The 24,296-nt window shown below is 75.9% G+C and carries 19 protein-coding genes; 5 read left to right on the forward strand and 14 right to left on the reverse strand.

The genetic code is table 11. The features are described from left to right. Positions 1–83: 83 nt before the first annotated feature. Both D459_RS0120490 and D459_RS0120495 read left to right on the forward strand, forming a co-directional pair. Positions 84–1,712 carry a thiamine pyrophosphate-binding protein gene (locus D459_RS0120490; protein WP_017594876.1) on the forward strand — a complete coding sequence of 543 codons (1,629 nt, stop codon included), beginning with the start codon at positions 84–86 and terminating at the stop codon, positions 1,710–1,712. 120 nt (positions 1,713–1,832) lie between these two features. After that, complete coding sequence (locus D459_RS0120495; RefSeq protein WP_017594877.1) at positions 1,833–3,269, forward strand: aminobutyraldehyde dehydrogenase; 1,437 nt, start codon at positions 1,833–1,835, stop codon at positions 3,267–3,269. A gap of 93 nt (positions 3,270–3,362) precedes the next feature. Here D459_RS0120495 and D459_RS0120500 read toward each other — a convergent pair whose 3' ends face one another. Then, a complete protein-coding gene (locus D459_RS0120500; RefSeq protein WP_017594878.1) occupies positions 3,363–4,322 on the reverse strand; it encodes a bile acid:sodium symporter family protein in 960 nt (319 codons plus the stop codon). A gap of 312 nt (positions 4,323–4,634) precedes the next feature. Between D459_RS0120500 and fdhA the strand changes: the two genes are divergently transcribed. After that, positions 4,635–5,861: a formaldehyde dehydrogenase, glutathione-independent gene (gene fdhA / locus D459_RS0120505; protein ID WP_017594879.1), complete on the forward strand. Its 1,227-nt coding sequence runs from the start codon at positions 4,635–4,637 to the stop codon at positions 5,859–5,861. 243 nt (positions 5,862–6,104) lie between these two features. After that, the gene (locus D459_RS0120510; protein WP_017594880.1) at positions 6,105–6,830 is read left to right on the forward strand and encodes a S1 family peptidase; all 726 of its coding nucleotides are present in this window, start codon (positions 6,105–6,107) and stop codon (positions 6,828–6,830) included. A 95-nt stretch (positions 6,831–6,925) separates the two neighbouring features. On the opposite strand, the gene D459_RS0120515 is transcribed toward D459_RS0120510, so the two are convergent. The 6 genes from D459_RS0120515 to rfbA all read right to left on the reverse strand — a co-directional run bounded on the left by D459_RS0120515 (position 6,926) and on the right by rfbA (position 12,124). Then, entirely contained in the window at positions 6,926–7,351 is a 426-nt protein-coding gene (locus D459_RS0120515; RefSeq protein WP_017594881.1) for a DoxX family protein, read from the reverse strand. 81 nt (positions 7,352–7,432) lie between these two features. Next, positions 7,433–8,182, reverse strand: coding sequence for an ErmE/ErmH/ErmO/ErmR family 23S rRNA (adenine(2058)-N(6))-methyltransferase (erm, locus tag D459_RS0120520; RefSeq protein WP_017594882.1), 750 nt, complete (start codon positions 8,180–8,182; stop codon positions 7,433–7,435). 367 nt (positions 8,183–8,549) lie between these two features. Beyond that, positions 8,550–9,719, reverse strand: coding sequence for a DegT/DnrJ/EryC1/StrS family aminotransferase (locus D459_RS0120525; RefSeq protein ID WP_017594883.1), 1,170 nt, complete (start codon positions 9,717–9,719; stop codon positions 8,550–8,552). Continuing rightward, complete coding sequence (locus D459_RS0120530; RefSeq protein WP_040710663.1) at positions 9,716–10,168, reverse strand: sugar 3,4-ketoisomerase; 453 nt, start codon at positions 10,166–10,168, stop codon at positions 9,716–9,718. The genes D459_RS0120525 and D459_RS0120530 overlap by 4 nt, the downstream gene beginning before the upstream one ends. Continuing rightward, positions 10,165–11,190 carry a dTDP-glucose 4,6-dehydratase gene (gene rfbB, locus D459_RS0120535; protein ID WP_040710646.1) on the reverse strand — a complete coding sequence of 342 codons (1,026 nt, stop codon included), beginning with the start codon at positions 11,188–11,190 and terminating at the stop codon, positions 10,165–10,167. Before rfbB ends, D459_RS0120530 begins: the two co-directional genes overlap by 4 nt. Positions 11,191–11,254: 64 nt before the next feature. Continuing rightward, positions 11,255–12,124, reverse strand: coding sequence for a glucose-1-phosphate thymidylyltransferase RfbA (rfbA, locus tag D459_RS0120540; RefSeq protein ID WP_026120597.1), 870 nt, complete (start codon positions 12,122–12,124; stop codon positions 11,255–11,257). Between the two features lie 176 nt (positions 12,125–12,300). Between rfbA and D459_RS0120545 the strand changes: the two genes are divergently transcribed. After that, on the forward strand, positions 12,301–13,146 hold the full coding sequence (locus D459_RS0120545) for a metallophosphoesterase family protein (protein ID WP_017594887.1): 846 nt from the start codon (positions 12,301–12,303) through the stop codon (positions 13,144–13,146). A gap of 66 nt (positions 13,147–13,212) precedes the next feature. Here the strand turns inward: D459_RS0120545 and D459_RS0120550 are convergent, their stop codons facing one another. The 7 genes from D459_RS0120550 to D459_RS0120580 all read right to left on the reverse strand — a co-directional run. Then, entirely contained in the window at positions 13,213–14,469 is a 1,257-nt protein-coding gene (locus D459_RS0120550; protein ID WP_017594888.1) for an MFS transporter, read from the reverse strand. 491 nt (positions 14,470–14,960) lie between these two features. Further along, a complete protein-coding gene (locus D459_RS0120555) occupies positions 14,961–17,342 on the reverse strand; it encodes a beta-glucosidase family protein (protein WP_017594889.1) in 2,382 nt (793 codons plus the stop codon). A 39-nt stretch (positions 17,343–17,381) separates the two neighbouring features. Continuing rightward, positions 17,382–18,101: a class I SAM-dependent methyltransferase gene (locus D459_RS0120560; protein ID WP_017594890.1), complete on the reverse strand. Its 720-nt coding sequence runs from the start codon at positions 18,099–18,101 to the stop codon at positions 17,382–17,384. A gap of 92 nt (positions 18,102–18,193) precedes the next feature. Next, on the reverse strand, positions 18,194–19,468 hold the full coding sequence (locus D459_RS0120565; RefSeq protein ID WP_017594891.1) for an activator-dependent family glycosyltransferase: 1,275 nt from the start codon (positions 19,466–19,468) through the stop codon (positions 18,194–18,196). Positions 19,469–19,495: 27 nt separating this feature from the next. Next, a complete protein-coding gene (locus D459_RS0120570; protein WP_017594892.1) occupies positions 19,496–20,695 on the reverse strand; it encodes a cytochrome P450 family protein in 1,200 nt (399 codons plus the stop codon). A gap of 127 nt (positions 20,696–20,822) precedes the next feature. Then, the gene (locus D459_RS0120575; protein ID WP_017594893.1) at positions 20,823–22,280 is read right to left on the reverse strand and encodes a glycoside hydrolase family 3 N-terminal domain-containing protein; all 1,458 of its coding nucleotides are present in this window, start codon (positions 22,278–22,280) and stop codon (positions 20,823–20,825) included. 61 nt (positions 22,281–22,341) lie between these two features. Beyond that, positions 22,342–24,296: acyltransferase domain-containing protein (locus tag D459_RS0120580; RefSeq protein WP_017594894.1), on the reverse strand; the 1,955-nt coding region annotated here is incomplete at its 5' end.

Consider the following 24,296-nt stretch of genomic DNA (forward strand, 5'->3'; position numbering starts at 1 on the left):
GGCCCCGCGCCGCGCGGTCCCGGCCGCCCGGCACCGGCGCGGCCGCCCCGGCCACACCTCCACCCGAAAGGCGGACGACCACCGTGACCCGACCCCGCAACGGCGGCGACCTGGCCGTCGAGACGCTCATCGCGCTCGGCGCCCGGACCGCCTTCGGCATCCCCGGGCAGCACGCCCTCGGCCTGTTCGACGCCCTGCAGGCCCGGCCCGAGGTGCGGTTCGTCTCCAGCCGGGTGGAGAACAACGCCGCGTTCGCCGCCGACGGCCACGCCCGGCTGACCGGGCAGGTCACCCCGCTGCTGGTCTCCACCGGCCCGGGCGCCCTGCTCACCCTGGCCTCGCTGCAGGAGTCCGCCGCGGCCTCCGCCCCCGTGCTCTGCATCAGCAGCCAGATCCCCACCGAGGGGCTGGGCGGCGCCCGCAAGGGCTTCCTGCACGAGCTGCCCGACCAGCCCGGGGTCGCCCGCGGCGTGGTGAAATCGGTGCACACCGTGCGCCGCGCCGGGCAGATCCCCTCGGCGATCGAGGCGGCCTGGCGCAGCGCCGCGGCCGCCCCCGCAGGCCCGGTCTGGGTGGAGATCCCCCAGGACGTGCTGCTGGCCCCCACCGACGTGCCGGAGGTCGCCCCCGGCGGCGTCGACGGCACCCCGGCGCCGCTGGAGCCCCGCCCGGAACTGGTCGAGGAGGCCGTCCGGCTGCTCGACGCCGCCCGCCGCCCCGCGGTACTGGCCGGCGGCGGGGTGTCCCGCGCCGGCGCCCAGGGGGCGCTGCTCCGCCTGGCCGAGCGGCTCCAGGCCCCGGTCGCCTGCACCTTCGGCGGCAAGGACGCCTTCCCCTGGGAGCACCCGCTGTCGCTGCAGTCCTGGCTGGAGGACCGGCACACCACCGACTACCTGGAATCGGCCGACGTGCTGCTGGTGGTCGGCTCCGGACTCGGCGAGCTGTCCAGCAACTACCACACCATGGCGCCGCGCGGCCGGGTCGTGCAGATCGAGGCCGACCTGGGCAAGCTGGAGTCCAACATCCCCGCGCTGGCGGTGCACGCCGACGCGGCGGCCGCCCTGGAGGCGCTGGCCGACCGGGTCGCCGCCCGGGAGCGCTCGGCCCGGGCCGAGGCCGAGGCCGCCGAGGTCAAGGGAAAGGTCGCGGCCCGGCTGGCCGGCCAGGACCTGGACACCGAGCAGCGGGTGCTCGCGGCGGTGCGCGACGCCCTGCCGGACGGCGCCCCCTCCTACTGGGACATGACCATCCTCGCCTACTGGGCCTGGTCGGCCTGGGACCCGCGCGGCGGCGCCGTGCACAGCGCCCAGGGCACCGGCGGGCTGGGCTACGGCCTGCCCGCGGCGCTCGGCGCGGCCGCCGGCCACGACGGCCCGGTGCTAGCGGTCTCCGGCGACGGCGGCGCGATGTACGGCATCGCCGAACTGGCCACCGCCCGCCAGCACGACCTCGACGTCACCTGGCTCATCGTGGACGACGGCGGCTACGGCATCCTCCGCGAGTACATGAACGACGCCTTCGGCAGCGCCTCGCACACCGAGCTGGCCCGCCCCGACTTCACCGCGCTGGCCACCGCGTTCGGCGTCCCCGCGGTGCGCACCACGGTGGAGCGGCTCGCCGGCGACCTGAAGTCCGCGCTGGCCGCCCCCGGCCCGAGCGTGGTCGTGCTCCCGGCCCTGCTGCGCATGTTCGCCCCGACCCACCGGGACTGACCCCGCCCCCGGACGGCCGGGGCGGAGCGGCCCGGGCGCGGCCGCCCGGCACCCCGGCCCGCGGGCGCACCCCGACCCGTCCCCGCAACCGACGCCCCGACCCAGATGAGGACCGCGACCATGACCGACCCGAACACGCCGCTGCCCGCGTTCATCGCCGGAAAGCACGTCCTCCCCGAGGGCGGGCGCACCCTCGACCTGATCCACCCCTCCACCGGGGAGCGCACCGGCTCCGCGGCGGTCAGCGGCCCCGCCGAGGTCGACACCGCGATGGCGGCCGCCGCCGGCGCCTTCCGCACCTGGCGCAAGGCGACCCCGGCGCAGCGCCAGGACGCACTGCTGGCCATCGCCGACGCGCTGCGCGACCGCGCCGGGGAGTTCGCCGACGCCGAGTGCCGGGAGACCGGTAAGCCCCGCTCCTCCATGCTGGAGGAGGAGATCCCGATGTGCGTGGACACCCTGCGGTTCTTCGCCGGGGCCGCCCGCCACCTGGAGGGACGCTCCGCCGCCGAGTACCTGGACGGGCACACCTCCTGGGTCCGCCGCGAGCCGGTCGGGGTGTGCGCCCAGGTCACGCCGTGGAACTACCCGCTGATGATGGCGGTCTGGAAGATCGGCCCGGCCCTGGCCGCGGGCAACACCGCGGTGCTCAAGCCCGCCGAGTCCACCCCGACCACCACCGTGCTGCTGGCCGAGATCGCCGCCCCGCACCTGCCCGAGGGCGCTCTCAACGTCCTCCCCGGCGACCGCGACACCGGCCGCCTGGTGGTGGAGCACCCCGTCCCGCAGCTGGTCTCGCTGACCGGGTCGACCCGGGCCGGCGTGCAGGTCGCCAAGGCCGCCGCGATCGACCTGAAGCGCCCCCACCTGGAGCTGGGCGGCAACGCCCCGGCGGTGGTCTTCGACGACGCCGACGTCCCGGCCGCCGCCGCGGGCATCCTCGCCGGCGGCTTCCTCAACGCCGGCCAGGACTGCACCGCGGCCAGCCGGGTGCTGGTCCACGCCGACGCGCACGACGCGCTGGTCGCCGAGCTCACCGCGCGCGCCGCGGAGCTCCGCACCGGCCTGCTCCCCGACGCCGAGGCCGACTTCGGGCCGCTGAACAACTCCGCCCAGTTCGAGCGGGTGCTGGGGCTGCTGGAGCGGCTGCCCGGGCACGCCCGGGTGGAGACCGGCGGCCACCGGGTCGGTGAGCAGGGGTACTTCATCGCGCCCACCGTCGTCACCGGGCTGCGCCAGGACGACGAGCTGGTCAAGGACGAGACCTTCGCCCCGGTCCTCACCGTCCAGCCGTTCCGCACCGAGGAGGAGGCGGTCGCGCTCGCCAACGGCGTCGACCAGGGCCTGGCCTCCTCGGTGTGGACCCGCGACCACGCCCGCGCGCTGCGGCTCAGCACCGAGCTGGACTTCGGCGCGGTCTGGCTCAACACCCACGGCGCGCTGGCCTCGGAGATGCCGCACGGCGGCTTCAAGACCTCCGGCTACGGCAAGGACCTCTCCGGCTACAGCCTGGAGGACTACACCCGGATCAAGCACGTGATGAGCGCGCTGGGCTAGCCCCCCTCTCCCGATGACCTCGACGCTGCGGCCCCGGCAGAGCGCTCTGCCGGGGCCGCAGCGTCGAGGTCATCGCCCTGGGGCGGGCCGGGGTCACTTCCCGGCCGGCTCCGGGGTCCCGTCCGCCTCGACCGGGCGGCGGGCCCAGAAGGTGGCCAGGGCGGCGCCGGACAGGTTGTGCCAGACGGAGAAGAGCGCGGCCGGCAGCGCGGCGAGCGGAGCGAAGTGCGCGGTGGCCAGCGCCGCGGCCAGACCGGAGTTCTGCATGCCGACCTCGATGCTCGCCGCGCGCCGCGCCGACTCCGGCAGGCCGCCGACCCGGCCGATCAGGTAGCCCACGCCCAGGCCGAGCGAGTTGTGCAGGACGACGGCCAGCCCCAGCAGCAGGCCGGTGGAGGCGACCGCGTCGGCGTTGGCGCCGACCACCCCGGCGACCACCACGAGGATGCCGCCCACCGACACCAGCGGCAGCAGCGGCAGGACCCGGTCCACCAGCCGGCCCGCCACCGCCCGGACCACCAGCCCGGCCACCACCGGGACCAGCACCACCTGCAGGATCGACACCAGCAGGCCGCCGGCGTCCACCGGGAGCGTCGACCCGGCCAGCGCCAGCACCAGCAGCGGGGTGAGCACCGGCGCCAGCAGGGTGGAGATCGAGGTCATCGCCACCGACAGCGCCACGTCGCCGCGGGCCAGGTAAACGATGACATTGGAGGCGGTTCCGCCGGGCGCCGCGCCCACCAGGACCAGCCCGACCACCAGCAGCGGCTCCAGGCCCAGCAGCTGGGCGATGCCGAAGCCGAGCAGCGGCATGACGGTGTACTGCGCGGCCACCCCGAGCAGCACCGCCTTGGGGTGCCTGGCCACGATCGCGAAGTCGGACGGGCGCATGGTCAGCCCCATCCCGAACATGATGACCCCGAGCAGCAGGGAGACGTACGGCGCGATGGGCGCCGTCTGCGCCGGGGCGGCCATCCCGGCCACCGCGCCGAGCAGCACCAGTACCGCGAACCACCGCCCGGCGAAATCGGCGACCCGCTTCACGATCGACATCTCGTCACTACTTCCTGCTCGATCCCTCCGGCCGTGCCCCGAGGGCCGGCCGCCTCGCCCGCCTGAACAGCGCGGACTCGCGGAAGTCTACGGATCGGGGCGCGGCCGCCCGCGCGCGGGGCACGGCACCGGCCCGGCCGGCCCCGCGCAGGGGACCGGGCAGGGGGACCGGGCGGAGGGCCGGAGTCCGCCCCGGCGCAGGGGGTCGGAGCCTGCTCCCGCGCAGGGGGTCGACACGGTGCGGCGTCCGTTATAGGGCGGAGGGAGGGGGCGGGAACCCGGCGGCCGCCGCGCGGCCGAGGAGGGAAGGCCATGCCTGAGAACAGGGGAGTCGTCTACAAGGGCCCGGGCGAGGTCGATGTGGTCGACCTGGACATGCCGGAGTTCGAGCTCAAGGACGGCCCCGGCGTCAACCCGGCCAACGTCGGCCGGAAGGTGAACCACGGGGTGATCCTCAAGGTGGTCGCCAGCAACATCTGCGGCAGCGACCAGCACATGGTGCGCGGCCGCACCACCGCGCCGGCCGGCCTGGTGCTGGGCCACGAGATCACCGGGGAGGTGGTGGAGAAGGGGCCGGACGTGGAGTTCCTGGACGTCGGGGACCTGGTGTCGGTGCCGTTCAACATCGCCTGCGGGCGGTGCCGCAACTGCAAGGAGCGGGCCACCGGGATCTGCCTGAACGTGAACCCGGACCGGCCCGGCTCGGCCTACGGCTACGTCGACATGGGCGGCTGGGTGGGCGGCCAGGCCCGGTACGTGCTGGTGCCTTACGCCGACTTCAACGCGCTGAGGTTCCCCGACCGGGACCGGGCGATGGCCAAGATCCTCGACCTGACCATGCTCTCCGACATCTTCCCGACCGGGTTCCACGGCTGCGTGAGCGCGGGCGTCGGCGTCGGCTCCACCGTCTACATCGCCGGGGCCGGGCCGGTGGGGCTGGCCGCGGCCGCCTCCGCGCAGCTGCTCGGCGCGGCCGTGGTGGTCGTCGGCGACCTCAACCCGGAGCGGCTCGCGCAGGCCCGCGCGTTCGGCTGCGAGACGGTCGACGTCTCCAAGGGCGACCCGGGCGAGCAGATCGCGGAGATCCTCGGCACGCCCGAGGTGGACGCGGCGGTCGACGCGGTCGGCTTCGAGGCGCACGGCCACGGCGGCGAATCCGGGAGGGAGGCGCCCGCCACCGTGCTCAACTCGGTGATGGAGCTGACCCGGGCCGGCGGCGCCATCGGCATCCCGGGGCTGTACGTGACCGGCGACCCGGGGGCGGTGGACGAGGCCGCCAAGGTCGGCGCGCTGTCCATCCGGATCGGCCTGGGCTGGGCCAAGTCGCACGCCTTCACCACCGGCCAGTGCCCGGTGATGAAGTACCACCGCGGCCTGATGATGGCGATCCTGCACGACAAGGTGGCCATCGCCGAGGCGGTGAACGCCACGCCGATCCCGCTGGAGGACGCCCCGCAGGGCTACCGCGACTTCGACCGGGGCGCGGCCGCCAAGTACGTCCTCGACCCGCACGGCCTGGTGGCGGCGGCGACCGGATGACCCGCCGGCGGAGGACGCCGGGGCGGGTCCCCGGTGCCCCGCGCCGGGAGATGGGCCTGTACGGCGTCCGCGGGCGCGTCTAGTGTCCGGGGCGTGAACCCCGGCCGCCCGGGAGGCGGCGCTCCGGCGCCGGCTCTCCGGGCCGCGCCCCGCGCGGTCCCGGCGGCCGTACCGGCCGGAGCGGCGCGCCGTCCCCGCGCCGCTCCTCCGTCCCCCGTCCCCCCGTCCCGGATGAGGAACGCCATGCCGCACATCCCCCGTCCTTCCTGGGCCGCCCTCCGCCCCTCCGCCGCCCGCCCCGCACCCCGCGGCGGTGCGCTCCGCCGCCTCGCGCTCCTCGGCGCCGCCTTCGCGGCGGCCCTGGCCTTCGCCCAGCCCGCGGCGGCGGACGGCACCGCCGACGCCGCCGCGCAGATCATCGCGGGCGACCCGTTCGTCAACGACGACCGCCCCGGAACCCGGTGCGTCATCGGCGTCGCGGTCACCGCCGGCTTCCTCGCCGACGACGCCTGCGGCGAGGCCGGCGACCGGATCCGCGGGGCCGACGGCGGTACCGGGCGGGTCGCCTGGTCATCGCGGACCGAAGGGGTGCTGCTGGTGGAGGCCGACCCCGGCTGGACCCCCACCCCGCTGCTCCGCAGGGGCGGCGAGACCACGGTCGTCCAGGGCACCGACGAGGCCCCGGTCGGGGCGGCGGTCTGCCGCACCGGGGCGGGCACCGGCTGGCACTGCGGGACCATCGAGGCCAAGAACCAGACCGTCACCACCCCCGACGGCACCGTGATCGGGCTGACCAGGACGAACATCTGCGCCGAGCCCGGCGACCAGGGTGGGGTCTACTACACGGCCGGGCACGTCCAGGGCCTCCTCTACGGCGGCAGCGGCGACTGCTCGTCCGGGGGAACGACCTTCTTCCAGCCGATCCTCCCCATCCTGAACAGGCACGGGCTCACCCCGGTGACCGGCTGAGCGGCGGCCCGGCGCTCCGCCCCGAGGCGCCGGTCCCGGCGGCGCCGCCGCCCCATGCCGGTCGAGGCGGCGGCGCCGGGACCGGCGGGGGCGGCTCAGCGGCGCCCGGTGACCAGGGCCAGCAGCGCCGCGGTGCGGTCGCGCCGCCCCCAGGCGATGAAGACGAACAGCACGAGCAGGATCAGCGGGGTGTACCAGAACCCGGCCTGGATCACCGTCGTCTCGTAGATGAACGCGCCGATCATCAGCCCGATGAACGCGATCGCGGTCACCCCGCACAGCAGCGGGATCAGCAGCCCGATCGCACCGGCCAGCTCCAGCGCCCCGATGAGGTACATGAACCAGTCGCCGTAGCCGATCAGGTCGAAGCCGGCCCGCGCCGACTCGTGCCCGGTCAGCTTGGGGAAGGCGCTCGCCCCCGCGAAGAAGAGCGCCAGCAGCACCTGCAGCACCCACAGCGTGATGTTCAGCCCGCGCCCGGGGCTCTTCGCGGTGGTGGCGGGTTCGTCGTGCCGGGCCATGGTCGGCTCCCAGAGGTGAGGTCTTCGATGCCGTCACCTGGATAGACCCCGCCGGGGCCCGGAAGTCATCGGCGGGCGGGGTCAGGCGTTGTGCAGTACCCGGAACAGGGTGACCCACTGGTCGGGGTGGACGAACGCGACGACGGTGTCCGGGTCCAGCCGGGCCTCGCGGAAGGCGGCGTTGACCCGCGCCGTCCGGTGGCCCCGGCGCAGCGAGGCGTGCAGCGACCCGCCCTTGCCGGTGAACCCGGCGTCGACCATCGCGAGGTAGTCGCCCCGCGCCGACCGCGGCAGCAGCGGCTCCTCGCGCCGCTCGATCCGCATGACCCCGGCGTCGACCTTGGGCACCGGGCGGAACTTGTGCCGGGGGATGCGGTCGGCGATCCGCCAGTGGAAGTCGGGCCAGGTGGCGACGGTCAGCCTGCTCCACCGGCCGTAGTCGCCGGTGCGCTTGCGGGCGTACTCCAGCTGGGTGATGAAGGTGGCCGAACGGAGCGACCGCGCGTCCAGGCACCAGTCGATGATCTTCGAAGTGGACGAGAAAGGGATGTTGCCGACCACGGAGAACGGCTCGCGGGGAGGCTCGGATTTCAGGAAATCCCTGTTCACGACGTTGATTCCGGAGCCGGCGCCGAGGGATTCGCGCAGCCGCCCGGCGATTCGCCCGTCGATTTCGTAGGCGACGACCCGGCGGCATTTCCGGGACACCGCCCGGGTGATCCGACCCTCGCCCGGGCCCACCTCCAGCACCAGGTCGTCCGCCCGCGGGGCGGCGACCTCGACGAACCTCTGCACGGACCGGGAATCGACGAGGAAATTCTGGCCGAACACCCGCCGGTTGTGGTCGGCGCGGCTGCGCGGACGGGACCCTCGGCGGTCCCGCCCGCCCGGCGCGCCAGGGCCTGCCGCGTCCGCGGGGCGCCCCCGGCCGCCGCGGCGGCCGGAGCGTCGGTCTTCGGGCACGTCCCCCTCTTTCACCTGCGTTCCGGTCGGAGGAACGCCCACCGGAAGCGCACTGGAGATCCGGACATCGAGGCCAGAACCTACCACCGGAATCCGAGCCGGAAATGCACTCCGGGGAAACGGTGAATTCCGCTCCCCGGAGAAATCGGCAGGTCGGACGAGGGCCGCCGCCCGGCAGGGAACCCCGTTTCCGGAGAATGGCCGGATCCGGCCACCCGGGGCGGCCCCGGGGGCCTCACCCCGGCGGCCGGAACGAACGGACCGCCGCCACCACCGCGTCGGCCTCCCCGTCCGCCAGGTGCGGGCCGATCGGCAGGCTCAGCAGCTCCGCGGCCAGCCGCTCGGCGCGCGGCAGCGAGCCCTCCGGGAGGCCGGCCGAGGCGTAGGCGGGGGAGAGGTGCACCGGCACCGGGTAGTGGGACAGCGTCTGCACGCCGGCCGCGGCCAGGTGCTCGGCCAGGGCGTCCCGGTACCGCGTGCGCACGGGGTAGACGTGCCACACGTGCTCGGCCCACGGCGCGGCCTCCGGGAGCCGCAGCCAGTCCAGGCCGCCCAGCCCGTCCCGGTAGCGCTCCGCCGCCCGGGCGCGGCGCCCGTTCCACTCGTCCAGGCGGGCCAGCTTGACCCGCAGCACCGCGGCCTGCACCTCGTCCAGCCGGGAGTTGCCGGACCGCAGCTCGTGCCGGTACTTCACCCGCGAACCGTAGTTGCGCAGCATCCGCAGCCGGTCGGCCAGGCCGGCGTCGCCGGTCACCACCGCCCCGCCGTCCCCCATCGCCCCCAGGTTCTTCCCGGGGTAGAAGCTGAACGCCGCCAGCGACGGGGCGGCGCCGACCCTGCGCCCCCGGTAGCGGGCGCCGTGCGCCTGCGCGGCGTCCTCCAGCACGTGCAGGCCGTGCCGGCGCGCCGCCTCGCGGAGCGGGTCGAGGTCGACCGGGTGGCCGTAGAGGTGGACCGGGACCACCGCCTTGGCGCGGGGCGTGACCGCCGCCTCGACCCCGGCGGCGTCGATCAGCGTCCCGCCGTCCGCCGGCTCCACGGGCACCGGGCGCGCCCCCGCCGCCGACACCGCGATCCAGGTCGCGATGAAGGTGTGCGAGGGGACGAGCACGTCGTCGCCGGGCCCCACCCCCAGGGCGCGCAGCGCCAGCTCCAGGGCGTCGCACCCGCTGTTCACCGCGACGCAGTGCGCGGTGCCGCAGTACTCGGCGAACTCCGACTCGAACGCCTCGATCTCCGGTCCCAGCAGGTAGCGGCCCGAGGACAGCACCCGCGACACCGCCCGGTCGACGTCGTCGCGCAGCTCGGCGTAGGGCGCCCGCAGGTCCAGGAAGGGCACCCCGGGCCCGGCCTCCCGCAGGCCGCCGGGCGCACCGGCGGCGGTCCCGCCGCGTTCCGCGGTCATACCCGTCCTCCCCCCGGCGGCGGGGCGGCCGCCCGGGCCTCCAGCAGGAAGCCCTCGTAGTCGTGGAAGTAGTCGTCGGCGTCGTAGTGGTCGGAGGCCAGCACCATGGCGACGGCGCCGCCGGTGAAGCCGATGATCTCCCGCCAGGTCATCGGGGCGATGTAGAGCCCCTGGTCGGGGCGGTCCAGGGTGACCGCGCAGCGGCGGAACCCGTCGTCCAGGTGGACGGTGAAGCCGCCGTGCACGGCCACGACGAGCTGCTGCAGCCGCCGGTGCCCGTGCGCGCCGCGCAGCGCGTCGTCGGGGACGCCGTAGAGGTGGTAGACCCTGCGGATCTCGAACGGCACGTGCCGCCCGCCCTCGACCACCGACAGCCGGCCGCGCGGGTCCGCGAAGGTCTGCAGGTCGATGGTGCGGGCCGCGCCCACCCCGGTCTCGGCCACGTTCACGCGGCGCCTCCGGGCGCCGCCGCGGCCCGCGCGCCCGGGCCGCCGGCCCGCGCCTTCTTCAGCGGCTCCCACCAGCCGCGGTTCTCCCGGTACCAGTCCACGACCCCGGCCAGCCCGGCGCCGAACTCCACTTGGGGCCGGTAGCCCAGCTCCCGCCGGATCAGCCCGTCGTCCAGGGAGTAGCGCAGGTCGTGGCCCTTGCGGTCGGGGACGGAGCGCACCGCCGACCAGTCCGCGCCGCAGGCGTCGAGCAGCCGGGCGGTCAGCTCCCGGTTGCTCAGCTCGGTGCCGCCCCCGATGTTGTAGACGGCGCCCGGCCGGCCGCCGGCGAGCACCAGCGCGATCCCGCGGCAGTGGTCCTCCACGTGCACCCACTCCCGGACGTTGCCGCCGTCGCCGTAGAGCGGCACCGTCCCGCCGTCCAGCAGGTTGGTGGTGAACAGCGGGATCACCTTCTCCGGGAACTGGCCCGGACCGTAGTTGTTGCAGCAGCGGGTGGTGCGCACGTCCAGCCCGTGGGTGCGGTGGAAGGCCCGCGCCATCAGGTCGGAGGCGGCCTTGGACGCCGCGTAGGGGGAGTTGGGCTCCAGCGGCCGGTCCTCGGTCCACGAACCCGACGCGATGGAGCCGTACACCTCGTCGGTGGACACGTGCACGAACCGGTCGACCCCGCCGCGCAGCGCCGCCTCCAGCAGGGTCTGGGTGCCCAGCACGTTGGTGCGGACGAACTCGGCCCCGCCGTCGATCGACCGGTCGACGTGGCTCTCGGCGGCGAAGTGCACCACCGCGTCGGCCTCGGCGGCCAGGGACGCGACCAGGCCGGCGTCGCAGACGTCGCCGCGGACGAACCGGAACCGCGGGTCGCCCTCCAGTGCGGCCGGGACGCCGGGGTCGCCGGCGTAGGTGAGCAGGTCCAGCACGGTCACCGAGGAGGCGGCCGGACCGGGCAGCGCGTCGGCGAGCAGCATGCGGGTGAAGTGCGATCCGATGAAGCCGGCGCCCCCGGTCACCAGTACACGCACGGTTTCCTCCCTTCCCGGCCCCTGCCGGGTCGTCGTTTCGTCGCGGCGGTCGGCCCGCGGGCCCTCACCCGCCCTGGGCGAGCTCCACCAGGTAGGCGCCGTAGGCGCTGTCGCCGTACCGGCGGCCCAGCTCCAGGCAGGCCCCGGCGTCGATGAACCCCATGCGGTAGGCGATCTCCTCCAGGCAGGCGATCCGGATCCCCTGCCGCTCCTCCAGGACCTGCACGTACTGGGAGGCGTGCAGCAGCGAGTCGTGGGTCCCGGCGTCCAGCCAGGCGAACCCGCGCCCCAGGTCGACCATGCGCGCCCGGCCCTGCTTCATGTAGGCGATGTTGACGTCGGTGATCTCCAGCTCGCCGCGGTCGGAGGGGGCCAGCCCGCGGGCGATGTCCACCGCGTCGGGCCCGTACATGTACAGGCCGGTGACGGCGAGGTTGCTCGCCGGCGCGGCGGGCTTCTCCTCCAGGGACACCAGCCGCCCCTCGGCGTCGGTCTCGCCCACCCCGTACCGCTCGGGGTCGCGGACCGGGTAGCCGAACAGCACGCAGCCGTCGAGCTCGGCGGCGCTGGTGTGCAGCAGCGAGTACAGCCCGGGGCCGTGGAAGATGTTGTCCCCCAGGACCAGGGTGAACGGGTCGCCGCCGATGTGGTCGGCGCCGATCGTCAGCGCCTCGGCGATGCCCCGCGGCTCCTCCTGGGCGGCGTAGCCGATGGACAGGCCCAAATGCCCCCCGTCCCCGAGGAGCGCGCGGAACTGCCCGACGTGGTCGGGGCGGGTGATGACGAGGATGTCCCGGATGCCGGCCAGCATCAGCACCGACAGCGGGTAGTAGATCATCGGCTTGTTGTAGACGGGGAGCAGCTGTTTCGATACGGCCGAGGTGACCGGGTGGAGCCTGGTCCCCCGCCCTCCTGCGAGCACGATTCCCTTCAGCACAGGCCGGAAGCTAGCAACGCGCTCCCCCGCCCGGCGACGGCCTCCGCCGACAATAGGGGGCCGCTAGGGGCCGGTAGGGGCGGGGCAGGGGGCCGCGCCCCCGGCGGCGCGGGACCGTGCACAATGGGGCGCGGTGCTCCGTCCCCGTCCCCTCCCGGAAGCAGGTGCGACACATGCAACGGCGGCCCCGACTGCTCGCGGTCAGCGACCTGCACGTCTCGCATCAGGAGAACCGCGCCATCGCGGAGGGGCTGCACCCCGGCCACCCCGGCGACTGGCTGCTGGTGGCCGGGGACGTCGCCGAGACCCCCGCCGACATCGAGCGGGTCCTCGCGCTGCTGGCGTCCCGCTTCGACACCGTGGTGTGGACGCCCGGCAACCACGACCTGTGGACCGTCAAGGGCGACCCGGTGCGGCTGAACGGCGCCGCGCGCTACGACCACCTGGTGGCGATCTGCCGCCGGCTGGGCGTGCTCACCCCGGAGGACCCCTACCCGGTGTGGGAGGGCGACGGCGGGCCGGTCGTGGTCGCCCCGGTGTTCACGCTCTACGACTACTCGTTCCACCCGCCCGGGACCTCCACCAAGGAGGAGGGCCTCGCCTACGCCCACCGGACCGGCGTGGTCTGCACCGACGAGTTCATGCTCCACCCCGACCCCTACCCGACCAGGGAGGACTGGTGCGCGGCCCGGGTCGCCGCCACCGAGCCCCGGCTGGAGGAGGCCGCCGCCCGGCACCCCACCGTGCTGGTCGGCCACTGGCCGCTGGTGCGCCGCCCCACCGACGTCCTGCACTACCCCGAGTTCGCCCAGTGGTGCGGCACGGTCCGCACCGCCGACTGGCACCTGCGGTTCAACGCCGCGGCGGTCGTCTACGGGCACCTGCACATCCCCCGGACCACCCGCTACGACGGGGTGCGGTTCGAGGAGGTGTCGGTCGGCTACCCGCGGGAGTGGCGCCGCCGCGGCCGCCCCGACGACTGGCTGCGCACCGTGCTGCCCGAGGGCGGCGCGGAATGAGCCGCGGCCCCGGGCCCGCCGGACGTACGGCGGGCCCGGGGCCGCAGGGGGCGCCGGACGGTGAGGTCAGCGCACCGACTTCACCGGCAGCACCGCCACCGCGCCCACCAGCGAGATCACCATGCCCGTGATGAACAGGGCGGGGTAGCCGCCGAACGCCCCGATCACCGAGGCCGCGATGAACGGGGCGATGATCTGCGGCCCGGCGTTGGCGATGTTCAGCACGCCCATGTCCCGGCCGGCGTCCTCCGACCGCGGCAGGATCAGCGTCATCAGCGCGATGTCCACCGCGCTGTACCAGCCGAACGCCGCGCCGTGCAGGCCCGCGTAGACCAGGAACGCGGTCCAGGTCGGCTGCAGCAGCGGGATGAGCAGGGCGCACGCCGTCACCACGCCGGAGATGACCACGAACAGCTTGCGCCGCCCGGTCCAGTCCGACAGCGGCCCGCCGATGATCGTCGCCAGCATGCCCGCGACGGTGGAGACGGTGACCGCGGTGGCCATCGCGTCGGTGGGCTTGAGCCCGTCCGGCAGGGCGATGTAGTCGGTGAGGATGAACAGCATGAACATCAGCACCATGAAGTAGCCCAGCACCATCAGGGCCCGGCCCAGCCACACCCACATGAAGTCGCGGTGCTTCAGGGCCGCCAGGAACGTCACGAAGGACTCGGCGAGCGTGACGTTCTGCGACTCCTCGTACTCGCCCGGGCGCGGGTCGCGCGTGCAGGTGGCGAAGAGCAGCGCGGCGACCAGCACCGTGCCGCCGAAGATGATGTAGGCCAGCGCGCCGTCGTCGACGTAGCGGGCGGCGATCTGCGTGCCGACGATCGCGCCCAGCGACGTGCCCACGCCCATCACCGCTGACGCGGTGCCGCGCCGGGCGGGGAGCACCCGGTCGGGGATGATCGCGGTCAGCGCCGCCATGAAGATGTTCATCACCGCCTGCGCCAGGCACCAGGCGATCCCGATCATCACCACGGTCGTCGCGTTGCCCAGGAACGCCAGGACGCCGAACCCGACCAGTGCGCTGCCCAGCAGCCAGGGGTGGCGGCGGCCCATCCGCGACCGGGTGCGGTCCGACAGCGCGCCGCCGATCGGGTTGAACAGCGTCGCGAACACGGCGCTGATCCCCTGGATGGTGCCCCACAGGGCTTCCTTGTTCGCCGGGTCGATCTCGGCGAGGCGGGCCGGGATGAGGGTGCTGGCGCCGGTGAAGACGGCGATCACCGAGACGTTGCCGAGCAGCAGCAGGGTCAGCAGCGGTACGAGCGGGGTGCGCCGCGCCGCGGGCGCGTCCGCGGGGGTGGGGGCTCCGGTGCTCATGCGCCCGCCCCGTTCGGCTGAGCGGCCGAGGGGCGCGGGCCGGGCGGCGCGGGAACCGGGGGGAACGCCGCCTTGCGAGATCGGATCATGGCTCGTCCTATGTGTCAGGGCGCCGCGGGCGGGGGTGCTCCCCGGTGCGGGGTACCGCGCGGAGCCGCCGCGCCGGTGAGTGGGAGGTGAAGCAGAGGGGGACAGGGCCGGAATGGGGGCCCGTGCGCGGACGAATGTACGGAGGAGGGGGCGGGGGCGGTAACCCCTAACCGCCCCCTACGCCGTTGCCGGAAACGGGGCGGTGAGCACCGGAAAACGCCCCGCCCGCGCCCCGTCCCCGGCGATCCCGGCGCCGCGGGGGCGCCGGCGCGCTCCGATGGGGCCGCGGCGCCGGGAACACCGCGCCTGGGAGCCCTCCCACGCGGCACGGCGGAGCCGCCCGCCGGACCGGGGACCGGAACCGGCGGGCGCCCCCCCGGACGAGCGGAGGGAACGGGGCGCTACGGGGCGACGCGGAACCGCTCGGCGGCCCTGATGTCGGAGGCGGACGCGCCCACCTGGACCAGCCGCTCGCCGGCGCCCCGGACCCAGGCGCCCGCGGCGGCGTCCCAGTGCTCCAGGGCCCGCGCGGACACCCGCACCGCGACCCGCCGCTCCTCGCCCGGCGCCAGCTCCGCCCGCGCGTGGCCCACCAGCCGCTTGGGCGCCTGCTCCACATGGCCGGGCAGCTCCGGGGCGGGCCCCAGGTAGACCTGGACCACCTCGCTCCCCGCCCGGTCGCCGGTGTTGCGGAGCACCGCCTCCACCTCCAGGCCGTCCCCGTCGGCCCGCACCGACGCCCCCGCGTACTCGAAGCGGGCGTAGGACAGCCCGTGCCCGAACGGGAACAGCGGACGCGTCCCCGTCGCCTCGTACCACCGGTAGCCGGTGAGCAGGCCCTCGGAGTACTCCTGGCGGCCCTCCACCCCCGGGTAGCGCACCGGGTCCCCCGCCACCGGGTGGGCGTCCTCGGCCGCCGGGAAGGACAGCGCGAGCCGGCCGCCCGGGTCGGCGTCGCCGAACAGCAGCCCCGCCGTGGCCGCCGCCCCCTCCTGGCCCGGGTACCACATCTGCAGCACCGCGCCGGTCTCCTCCAGCCACGGCATCAGCACCGCCGAACCGGTGTTCAGCACCACCACGGTGTCCGGGTTGGCGCGGGCCACCGCCTCGATCAGGGCGTCCTGGTGGCCCGGCAGCGACAGCGAGGACCGGTCGTAGCCCTCCGCCCCGTCGTCGTGGGCGAACACCACGGCGGTGCGCGCCGCGCGCGCGGCCGCGGCCGCCTCCGCGATGTCCTCCCGCGCCATCGACGGGGTCACCCAGGCCAGCTCGACCTCCAGCGGCGACGCCTGCCAGGCCCACCCGGCCAGCCCGATCCGGTACTCGCCCGCGGCGAGGTCCAGGGTCAGGCTGCTCTGCGGCCCGAACACCTCGCCGGCCTCCATGGCGACATCGCCGTCCAGGGTGAGGGTGGCGTACCCGCCGCGCACCCGGACCGACAGCCGGTGCATTCCGGCCTCGGCGACGGTCAGCACCCCCTTGTAGACCTCCCCCCGGCCGCCCGCCGGCAGCGCGTGCCCGCCCGGGAGCGGCGGGGACAGCGCACCGTCCCCGATGGGCCGCCCGAACACGTCGTCGCCCTGCACGTGCAGCACCCGGGCGCCCGCCCCGGCGCGCTCGCGGATCGCGTCCAGCGGAGCCGCCGCCGCGTCGGGGGTGACGAAGGCGCTGCCCAGACCGGTGACCTTGGGAACCGCGGCCGCGTCGCCGATCACGACCAGGTCGGCGGCGCGCTCACCGGCCAGCGGCAGCGTGCCGCGCTCGTTGCGCAGCAGCACCGCGCCGGCTCGGGCGACGCGCAGCGCCACCCCGCGGGCGGCCTCCGGGTCCCGCTCCGGCCGCGCCGGGGGCGCCCCGCCCACCAGCCCGAACCGGGCCATCGCCGCCACGATCCGGGCCACCGCCCGGTCCAGGTCGGCCTCGGCCGCCTCCCCGCGGTCGATCGCCTCCGCCAGCGCCGCCCCGAAGTACTTGGGGGGCGGCGGCTCCTCGTCCGGGCCGGGCTCGTGCTCGATCTCGCGGCCCAGCTCCTGGTCGAGGCCGAGGCCGATGGCGGCCGTGCTGTGCGTGCCCAGCCAGTCCGACATCACCCACCCCTCGAACCCCCAGTCGCCGCGCAGCACATCGCGCAGCAGCCCCGGGTTCTCCGCGCAGAACGCCCCGTTCAGGGAGTTGTAGGCGGCCAGCACCCCCGCCGTCCCCGCCTCCACCGCCGCGCGGAACGGCGGGAACTCGATCTCCCGCAGTACCTGCTCGCCGACGGCGGCGTCCACGGTGAACCGGTCCCGCTCCTGGTTGTTGGCGGCGAAGTGCTTCACGCAGGCCATCAGGCCCTCCGACTGCACCCCCTCCACCTGCGCCGCGGCCACCTCGGACGCCAGCAGCGGATCCTCGCCGAACGTCTCGAAGTTCCGCCCGGCGTGCGGCACCCGCACCGAGTTCACCATCGGCGCCAGCACCATGTCCTGCCCCAGCGCCCGCCCGTCGCGGCCCATCACCGCGCCGTACTCCCGCGCCAGGCCCGCATCGAAGGCGCAGGCCAGCGCGACGGGGGCGGGCAGCGCCGTCGCGGCCTCACCGATCAGCCGGATCCCGACCGGGCCGTCCGCCACCCGCAGCGGGGCGATCCCCAACCGGGGCACCCCCGGCAGGTAGCCGACGCCCTTCATCTCCACGGGATCGAACCCCCAGGCGACGAAGGACAGCTTCTCCTCGCGCGTCATCCGCGCGACCAGCGCCTCCGCGGTCTCGCCGGGGTCACCGGATCGGGTCGTGGTGGTCATCGTCGTCCACTTTCTTCGTGTCGTTGCAGATATCGGGGCTCAGCCGCGAACCCCGACGAACAGGCCGCGCCCGGACGGCCCGCCGCCGATGTACTCGACGGCCAGGCCGGCGCCGGTGAACGCCGCCTCGTACTCCTCACGCCGGAAGAGCGTGATCTCGTGGGCGTTGGAGAAGTGCCGGATCCCCGACCCGGCGTCGGCCACCAGGAAGTGCGCCTCCAGGCGCGTCGCGCGGCCGCCGCGCACCGCGACCGAGTGCGACATCCGGGTGACGGTGCGCCCGCCGTCCTGGACGGTGTCGGCGCCCACATAGCCCTCGATGAAGGACTCCGGGAACCACCACGGCTCGATGACGCAGACGCCGCCGGGCTCCAGGTGGCCGGCGAAGCGGCGCAGCGCCGCACCGAGCTCGCCGGCGTCGCCCATGTAGCCGATCGAGCTGAACATGCACACCACCGCGGAGAACCGCCGCCCCAGGGAGAAGTCGCGCATGTCGCCCTGGTGCAGCTTCACACCGGGCACCCGGTCGCGGGCCGCGCCCAGCATGGCCTCGGACAGCTCCAGGCCCTCGGCGTGCGGCACCGCGGCCGCGAAGTGCCGCAGGTGCGCACCGGTGCCGCAGGCCACGTCGAGCAGCGACGCGGGCTCCCCCGCGCGCTCCCGGACCAGGTCCAGCACCTGCTCCGCCTCGGCGGCGTAGTCCTTGCCCCGGCCCTCGTAGACCAGGTCGTAGATGGCGGCCAGCTCTTCCTCGTACACGGAGGTCTCCTCGCTTCGGGGCCCGCCGCCCGAGTGCGGCGGGGAAGGGCAGGGGGAAAGGGGTCGGGGCGGCCGGCGCGCCGGCCGCGGGGTCAGCCCAGGGCGGGCGCGGACCGGTGCACGGCGGTGAGCCGCTCCAGCTCGGGGACGAGCCCGGCGGGCGAGGGGTCGGCCAGCGCCTCCTCGCGCAGCCGCCCGGCGGCCGCCGCCACCGACGGATCCGACACCACCCGCTCCACCTGCGCGCGCACCGCCTCACCGGTCAGCTCGGCGGGGGCGATCATCGCGCCCGCGCCCAGCTCGGCCAGGCGCCGCGCCTTGACCGGGGCGTCCCACAGCGCGGCGAGCACGATCTGCGGGACGCCGCGGGCGAGCGCGGTGGAGAACGTCCCCGCGCCGCCGTGGTGCACGATCCCGGCGCAGGACGGCAGGAGCGCGTCCAGCGGCACGAAGTCCACCAGGCGGGTGTTGTCCGGCACCCGCCCCAGCGCCTCGCGCTGGCCCGGGTCGAGCGTGGCGACCAGCTCGATGTCCAGGTCGGCCAGGCCCTCGATCAGGTCGGCCAGGGACACGTTGTCCCCGCCCAGCACCTCGCGAGCGGAGACCCCCAGCGTCAGGCAGATCCGCGGGCGCTCCGGCGGCTCGGACAGCCACTCCGGCAGCACCGACGGGCCGTTGTAGGGGACGTAGCGCATCCCCACCGTCGGCAGCCCGGTGGGCAGCCGCAGGCTCGCCGGGGCCGGGTCGATCGTCCACTGCCCGGTCACCGCCTCCTCGTCGAAGGTGCACGAGTGCCGCTCCAGCGTCCAGGTCAGCCAGTCGCGCAGCGGGTCCTCGCGGTGCTCGGGCGGCTGGGCGTCGCGCAGCCGAACGAAGGTGCGGCGCGCGCTCCCCAGCACGTCCGAACCCCACATGAGGCGCGCGTGCGCGGCGCCGGAGGCGCGCGCGGCCACCGCCCCCGCGAACGTCACCGGCTCCCACACCACCAGGTCCGGGCGCCACGCCCGGGCGTGCGCGACGAGCGCGTCGACCATCTCGTCGTTGTTGGCCAGCGCATAGAAGTAAGGGGTCAGCAGCGTCTCCCGGCCCAGCACGTGCTCCCAGTCCGGTTCCGTCCCGCGCACCTCGTCGAAGTCGATGGCGGGGTGGTCCGGGCGCGGCTCCCCGTTCATCCGGAGCCGGGTCTCGTGGATCAGGTGGTCGGTGCCGACCGGGACGGCCGTCAGCCCGGAGGCGGTGATGGCGTCGGCGAGGGCGGGCTGGGACGCCACCCGCACCTCGTGCCCCGCGGCGCGCAGCGCCCAGGCCAGCGGGACCAGCGTGTAGTAGTGCGTGTTGTGGGCGAGGGAGGTGAACAGGACGCGCATGGGCGATGATCCTTCTCGGACGGCGGGTCAGGCGGAGGCGGGCAGCGCCAGCGGGCCGCGGGAGACCGGCCGGCGCCTGCGGTAGAGGACGGGCCCGGCCGGGGCGAGCCCCGGCAGCGCCTCGGCGAGCGCCGCGACCGCCGCCTCGGCGTCGCCCCGCACCGCCGGGGGGACCACCCGCCCGGCCGCACCGGCGCCGCCGTCTGACCGGTCCGGGTCGAAGGCGCCGGGGGCGTGGTACGCGCCCGGGTCGCGGCCGGCCGCGCCGACCAGGACGACCACGTGCGCCCCCGCGGGCACCTCGGCCCCGCCCACCTCGGTGCCGGCCCGGGCCACCCGCGCGGCCATCTGCACCGGCGGGTCCAGGCGCAGCGCCTCGCCCACCGCCGCCGCGGCGAGCCCGGGCTCGCCGTGCACCCGCTTCCAGGCCCCGGGGCCGCCGAGCAGCGCCAGCACGGTGTTCCCCGCCAGGTGCGCCGCGACCGCGGCGCGCGCCGCCTCCGCCGGCCGCGCCCCCGGGACGCCGTCCAGCTCCTCCAGGGCGGCGGCCAGCGCGCGGACCTGCTGCGGCCGCTGCGCCGACAGCGGGTAGTCGGGCAGCCCGGACAGGGCGCGGCAGGCCGCGGCGAAAGCGCCGAGGCCCCCGGCGGGGACGCCGCACCGCGCGGCGGCCGCCGCCACCGCGGCGGGCCACACCGCGTCCGCCATCACGTCGAGCCGGACCGGCCCGCCCCGCCCGCGGAGCGCCGCGACCCGCTCCAGCACCGCCTCGCGGGCCGCCCGGGCGGCCGCCCCGCCGGACCCGGCGGGGCCTTCCGCCTCTTCCTCCGCCGCGCCCGGCTCCGGGCCGGCCAGCGGGTCGCGGGCGAGGAACGGCAGCACCTGCGGCTCCGGGACCGGCCCGCCCCGCCCGGGCCGGGCGAACACCGCGCCGTCGCCGAGCACCCGCTCGGCGGCCGACCGGCCGGCCACCACCAGGCTGCCGGTGAGGCTCCGGTGCACCGGGCCGTGCTCCCGCACCCGCTCGTAGAGCGGATACGGGTCGTCGTCCTGCCCGCACAGCGCCCGGGCGTAGGGGTCGCCGTTGACCCCGTGCAGCCACTGCAGCCCGCGCGCGTCGAGCAGGTGGTTGCCGAGCACGTCGTCCCGGACCTCCTCCACGGCCCCGCCCAGCGGCAGGGGCGGCACGGCGGGAGGTGCGGGGTCGGTTCCGGCGGCGTCGTTCATCAAGCTCCTCCGAACGGGCTCCGGCCCTCGGGCCGGTCATGGTCATGGGCGTTGTGCGACAGAGCCGGGGCCGAGGGGACGCCGCAACCGGCCCGGCGTGCGCGGGCGGGGCGCCCCGTGCCGGCCCTCACCGGGACCGGCCCAGCAGAGCGGCCAGCAGCGGGCGGAGCAGCGCGGGGCTGCGGCCGTAGGCCGGGAGGAAGGCGGCGGCGCCGGACGCCGGACCCGCGTCCTCGGACAGGCCGGTGCCGATCACCACCGCGTCCGGGCGGCGCTCCAGCAGCTCCGCGAGGAGCCCCCGCATCCAAGGCGTGCGGTGCGCGTCCTGGACGCCGATCACCAGCGGGCGGAGACCGCCCCCCGCACCGGACCCGGCCCCCTCCAGCACCTGCCGGGCGCCCCCCGGCGGCGCCTCCGCCAGCACCACGCCGTCCGCGTCCGGATCGAGGGACGCGGCGATCTCCGGCAGGCCCGCGAACCGCTCGGGGAAGCCGAAGTCCGGGCCGCGCAACTCCACCACGTAGGGCGCCGCGCCGAGCGGCTCGGGGGCCAGCCGCGCGGCCAGCCGCTCCCCGGCCTCCGCGTCCGGGCCGCCCGCTCCCGCCCCCGCAGGAGCGGGCGGCGCCGCCGGAGCGGCGAACCGCTCCGCCATCTCCCGCACCCGCCCGGCGGCCTCCTCCACCCGCGACCGCGGAAGCCGCCCGTCGGCGACCGCCGCCAGCACCGCGTCGCGCACCTTCCGGGCGTCCACCTCGGCCGACCCCACCAGCAGCAGGTCCGCCCCCGCGGCCAGCGCCCGCACCGCCGCCTCGTCCAGCGCCATCCGCCCCGACACCGCCCCCATCTCCAGCGCGTCGGTGGCCGCGACCCCCCGGAAGCCGAGCTCCTCCCGGAGCAGCCCGGTCAGGATCCGGCGGTTCAGCGACGCCGGCTCGCCGCCGAGCCCGCGGTAGCGCACATGCGCCGCCAGGACCATGGCGGCCCGGTCCGGCGAGCACGCCAGGAACGGCGTCAGGTCGGCCTCCGTCAACTCGGCCTCGGGCAGGTCGACGTGGGAGTCGACCCGGGTCGCCCCGTGCCCCGGGAAGTGCTTGGCGCAGGCGGCCACCCCGGCCGCCTGGACGCCGGCGGTGAACGCGTCGGTGTGCCGGGCCACGAGCGCCGGGTCCGAACCGAACGACCGCACCCCGATCACCGGGTTCTCCGGGAGGGCGTTGACGTCGGCGCACGGCGCGAAATCGACGTTGATCCCCAGCGAGGACAGGTAGGCCCCGATGTCGGCGCCGACCCTGCGCGTCAGGTCCACGTCGTCCAGCGCGCCCAGGGCGTGGTTGCCGGCGCGGGGCGGACCGCCGAGCGCCACGAAGTGCCCCGGCTCGACCCCCTCCTCGTCAACCCCGACCAGCAGGTCCCCCCGGACCGCCCGCGCCGCCCCGGTCAGCGCGCGGACCTGGTCGGCGCCGTCCAGATTGCGGCCGAAGAGGATGATCCCGCCCAGGCCGGCCGAGATCAGCTCCTCCATGTGGGCGGGGACGGAGGTGCCGGGCAGGCCCACCATCAGGCAGCGGTTGACGAGTTCTTCCATGGGGCTCCGTTCGGGGTGGGGGTGCGCGCGGCGGCGGACCGGGGTGCGTGCTGCGGGGCGGTCAGCGCGACCGCAGCCACGCGTCCACCGCCCGCGCCAGGTCGGGGGCGTGCCGCTGCATCATCGAGAAGTGGTCGCCCGGGACGTCGACGGCCTCGTGCGGCGCCTCCCACGACGCCCGCCAGTCGCCGCGCCCCGCCGGCCACGGGCCGAGCGGCTCGGAGGCCCGGAGCACGAGGACGGGTGCAGCGATCTCCGCCGGCTTCCAGTCGGACAGCTGCCGGGAGTAGGCGCCCATCGCGGTGAGCTGGACGTCGTCCATCGGGTCCAGCTCGCCGGCGAACATCCCCTCGCCCAGCAGACGCCCCCACGCGGCGATGGGCTCCTGGCGCCCCGGCGGGTAGGGGTCGACCAGCACCACCCCGGCCGCCGGGCGGCCGTGCCCGTGCTCGACCCGGCTCGCCAGCCCGTGCGCGAGCAGCGCGCCGGCCGAGTGGCCGATCAGGACGAAGGGCGCATCGCCCACCGCGCGGAGCAGGGCCTGCGCCTGCAGGTCGAGGACCGCCTCCAGCGCGCTCGGCAGCGGCTCCGGAGCGCCGTCCACCATCCGGTAGCCGGGCAGCGGCAGCGCCGACACCGGGTAGGAGCCGGGCAGCGCGTTGGCGAACCGGGAGAACTCCTGCGGGCCGCCGATCGCCGCCGACCCCGTGCACCCGATGATCACGGGCTCGGCGTCACCGCCGCTCAGCGGGGTGAGCGCCAGCGGCCGCGGGAACTCGTCGGGGGTGGAGAAGCGGGGGCGGAAGGACGCCGTGTCGGCGAGGAGGCCGATGAAGTCGGCGTAGCGGCCGGTGTCCAGGGCGGCCCGGAACAGGGGCCGCAGCCCGGTGCCGGGGGCGCCGGAGGCCGTACCGGGCGAGGCGGCCGCGCCGGGTGCGGCGGTCGTGCCGGGGACGGTGGCCGCGCCGGTCGCGGCGGGGACCGCTCCCGGGTCCGCGCCTCCTGGCCGGTCCGCGACCTGCCAGTCGGCCCGGGCGAGGCCGTCGCAGAGGTGCTCGGCGAGCTCGGCGACCGACGGGTGGTCGAAGGCCGCGGTGGGCGCCAGGGCGATCCCGGTCGCAGCGGTGAGCCGTTTCCGCAGCTCAGACGCGGTGAGGGAGTCGTAGCCGAGGTCCCGGAAGTTCTGGCCGTCGGACGGGCGCTCCTGCTCGCCGAGGCGCAGGACCGAGGCGGCGTGCCACCGGACGAGGTCGGCGACGAGGGCGCGGCGGCCCGCGTCGTCCAGCTCGGGGAGCGCACCGAGGTCCCCGGGGAACCCGCCGCCGGCGGCCCGGCCGGTGGCCGCGTCGCCCGCCGCCTCGATCCGCACCTCGGGCGCTCCGGCGGTGGACGTGCTCAGCCAGTAGCGGTGGTGCTGGAAGGCGTAGGTGGGCAGGTCGACGGTCTTGGCGCCGGTGTTCGCGAACAGGTTGGCCCAGTCGATGGTGAGGCCGTTGGTCCAGGCTTCTCCGGCGGAGAGGAGGAGCCGGTCGAGTCCGCCCTCGTCGCTGCGCAGTGATCCGGTGCCGACGATGTCTTCGGGGAGTGCCATGAGGAGGACGGGGTGGGGGCTGGCCTCGATGAAGAAGAGGTGTCCTTCGTTCTTCAGGGTCTCCACCGCGGGGCCGAAGAGGACCGGTTCGCGCAGGTTGCGGTACCAGTAATCGGCTCCCAGGGCCGTGGTGTCCTCGATCCAGTCGCCTTCCAGTGAGGAGAAGAAGGAGACGTCGGCAGGGCACGGTTCGATGCCGGCGAGCAGTTCGCGCAGCTCGTCCTGGATGCGTTCGACGTGGGGGGAGTGGGAGGCGTAGTCGACGGGGACGCGGCGGGCGCGCAGGCCCGCGGTTTCGCACTCTTCGACGAGTCCGTCGAGGAGGTTCGCGTCGCCGGAGACGACGGTGGCGCTCGGGCCGTTGACCACCGCGATGGACAGGCCGTCCTTGTCCGCGATGATCTGCTCGACGTGGTCCTTGGGTG

The organism is Nocardiopsis potens DSM 45234 (genome assembly GCF_000341105.1).
GTDB classification, from domain to species: Bacteria; Actinomycetota; Actinomycetes; order Streptosporangiales; family Streptosporangiaceae; genus Nocardiopsis_A; species Nocardiopsis_A potens.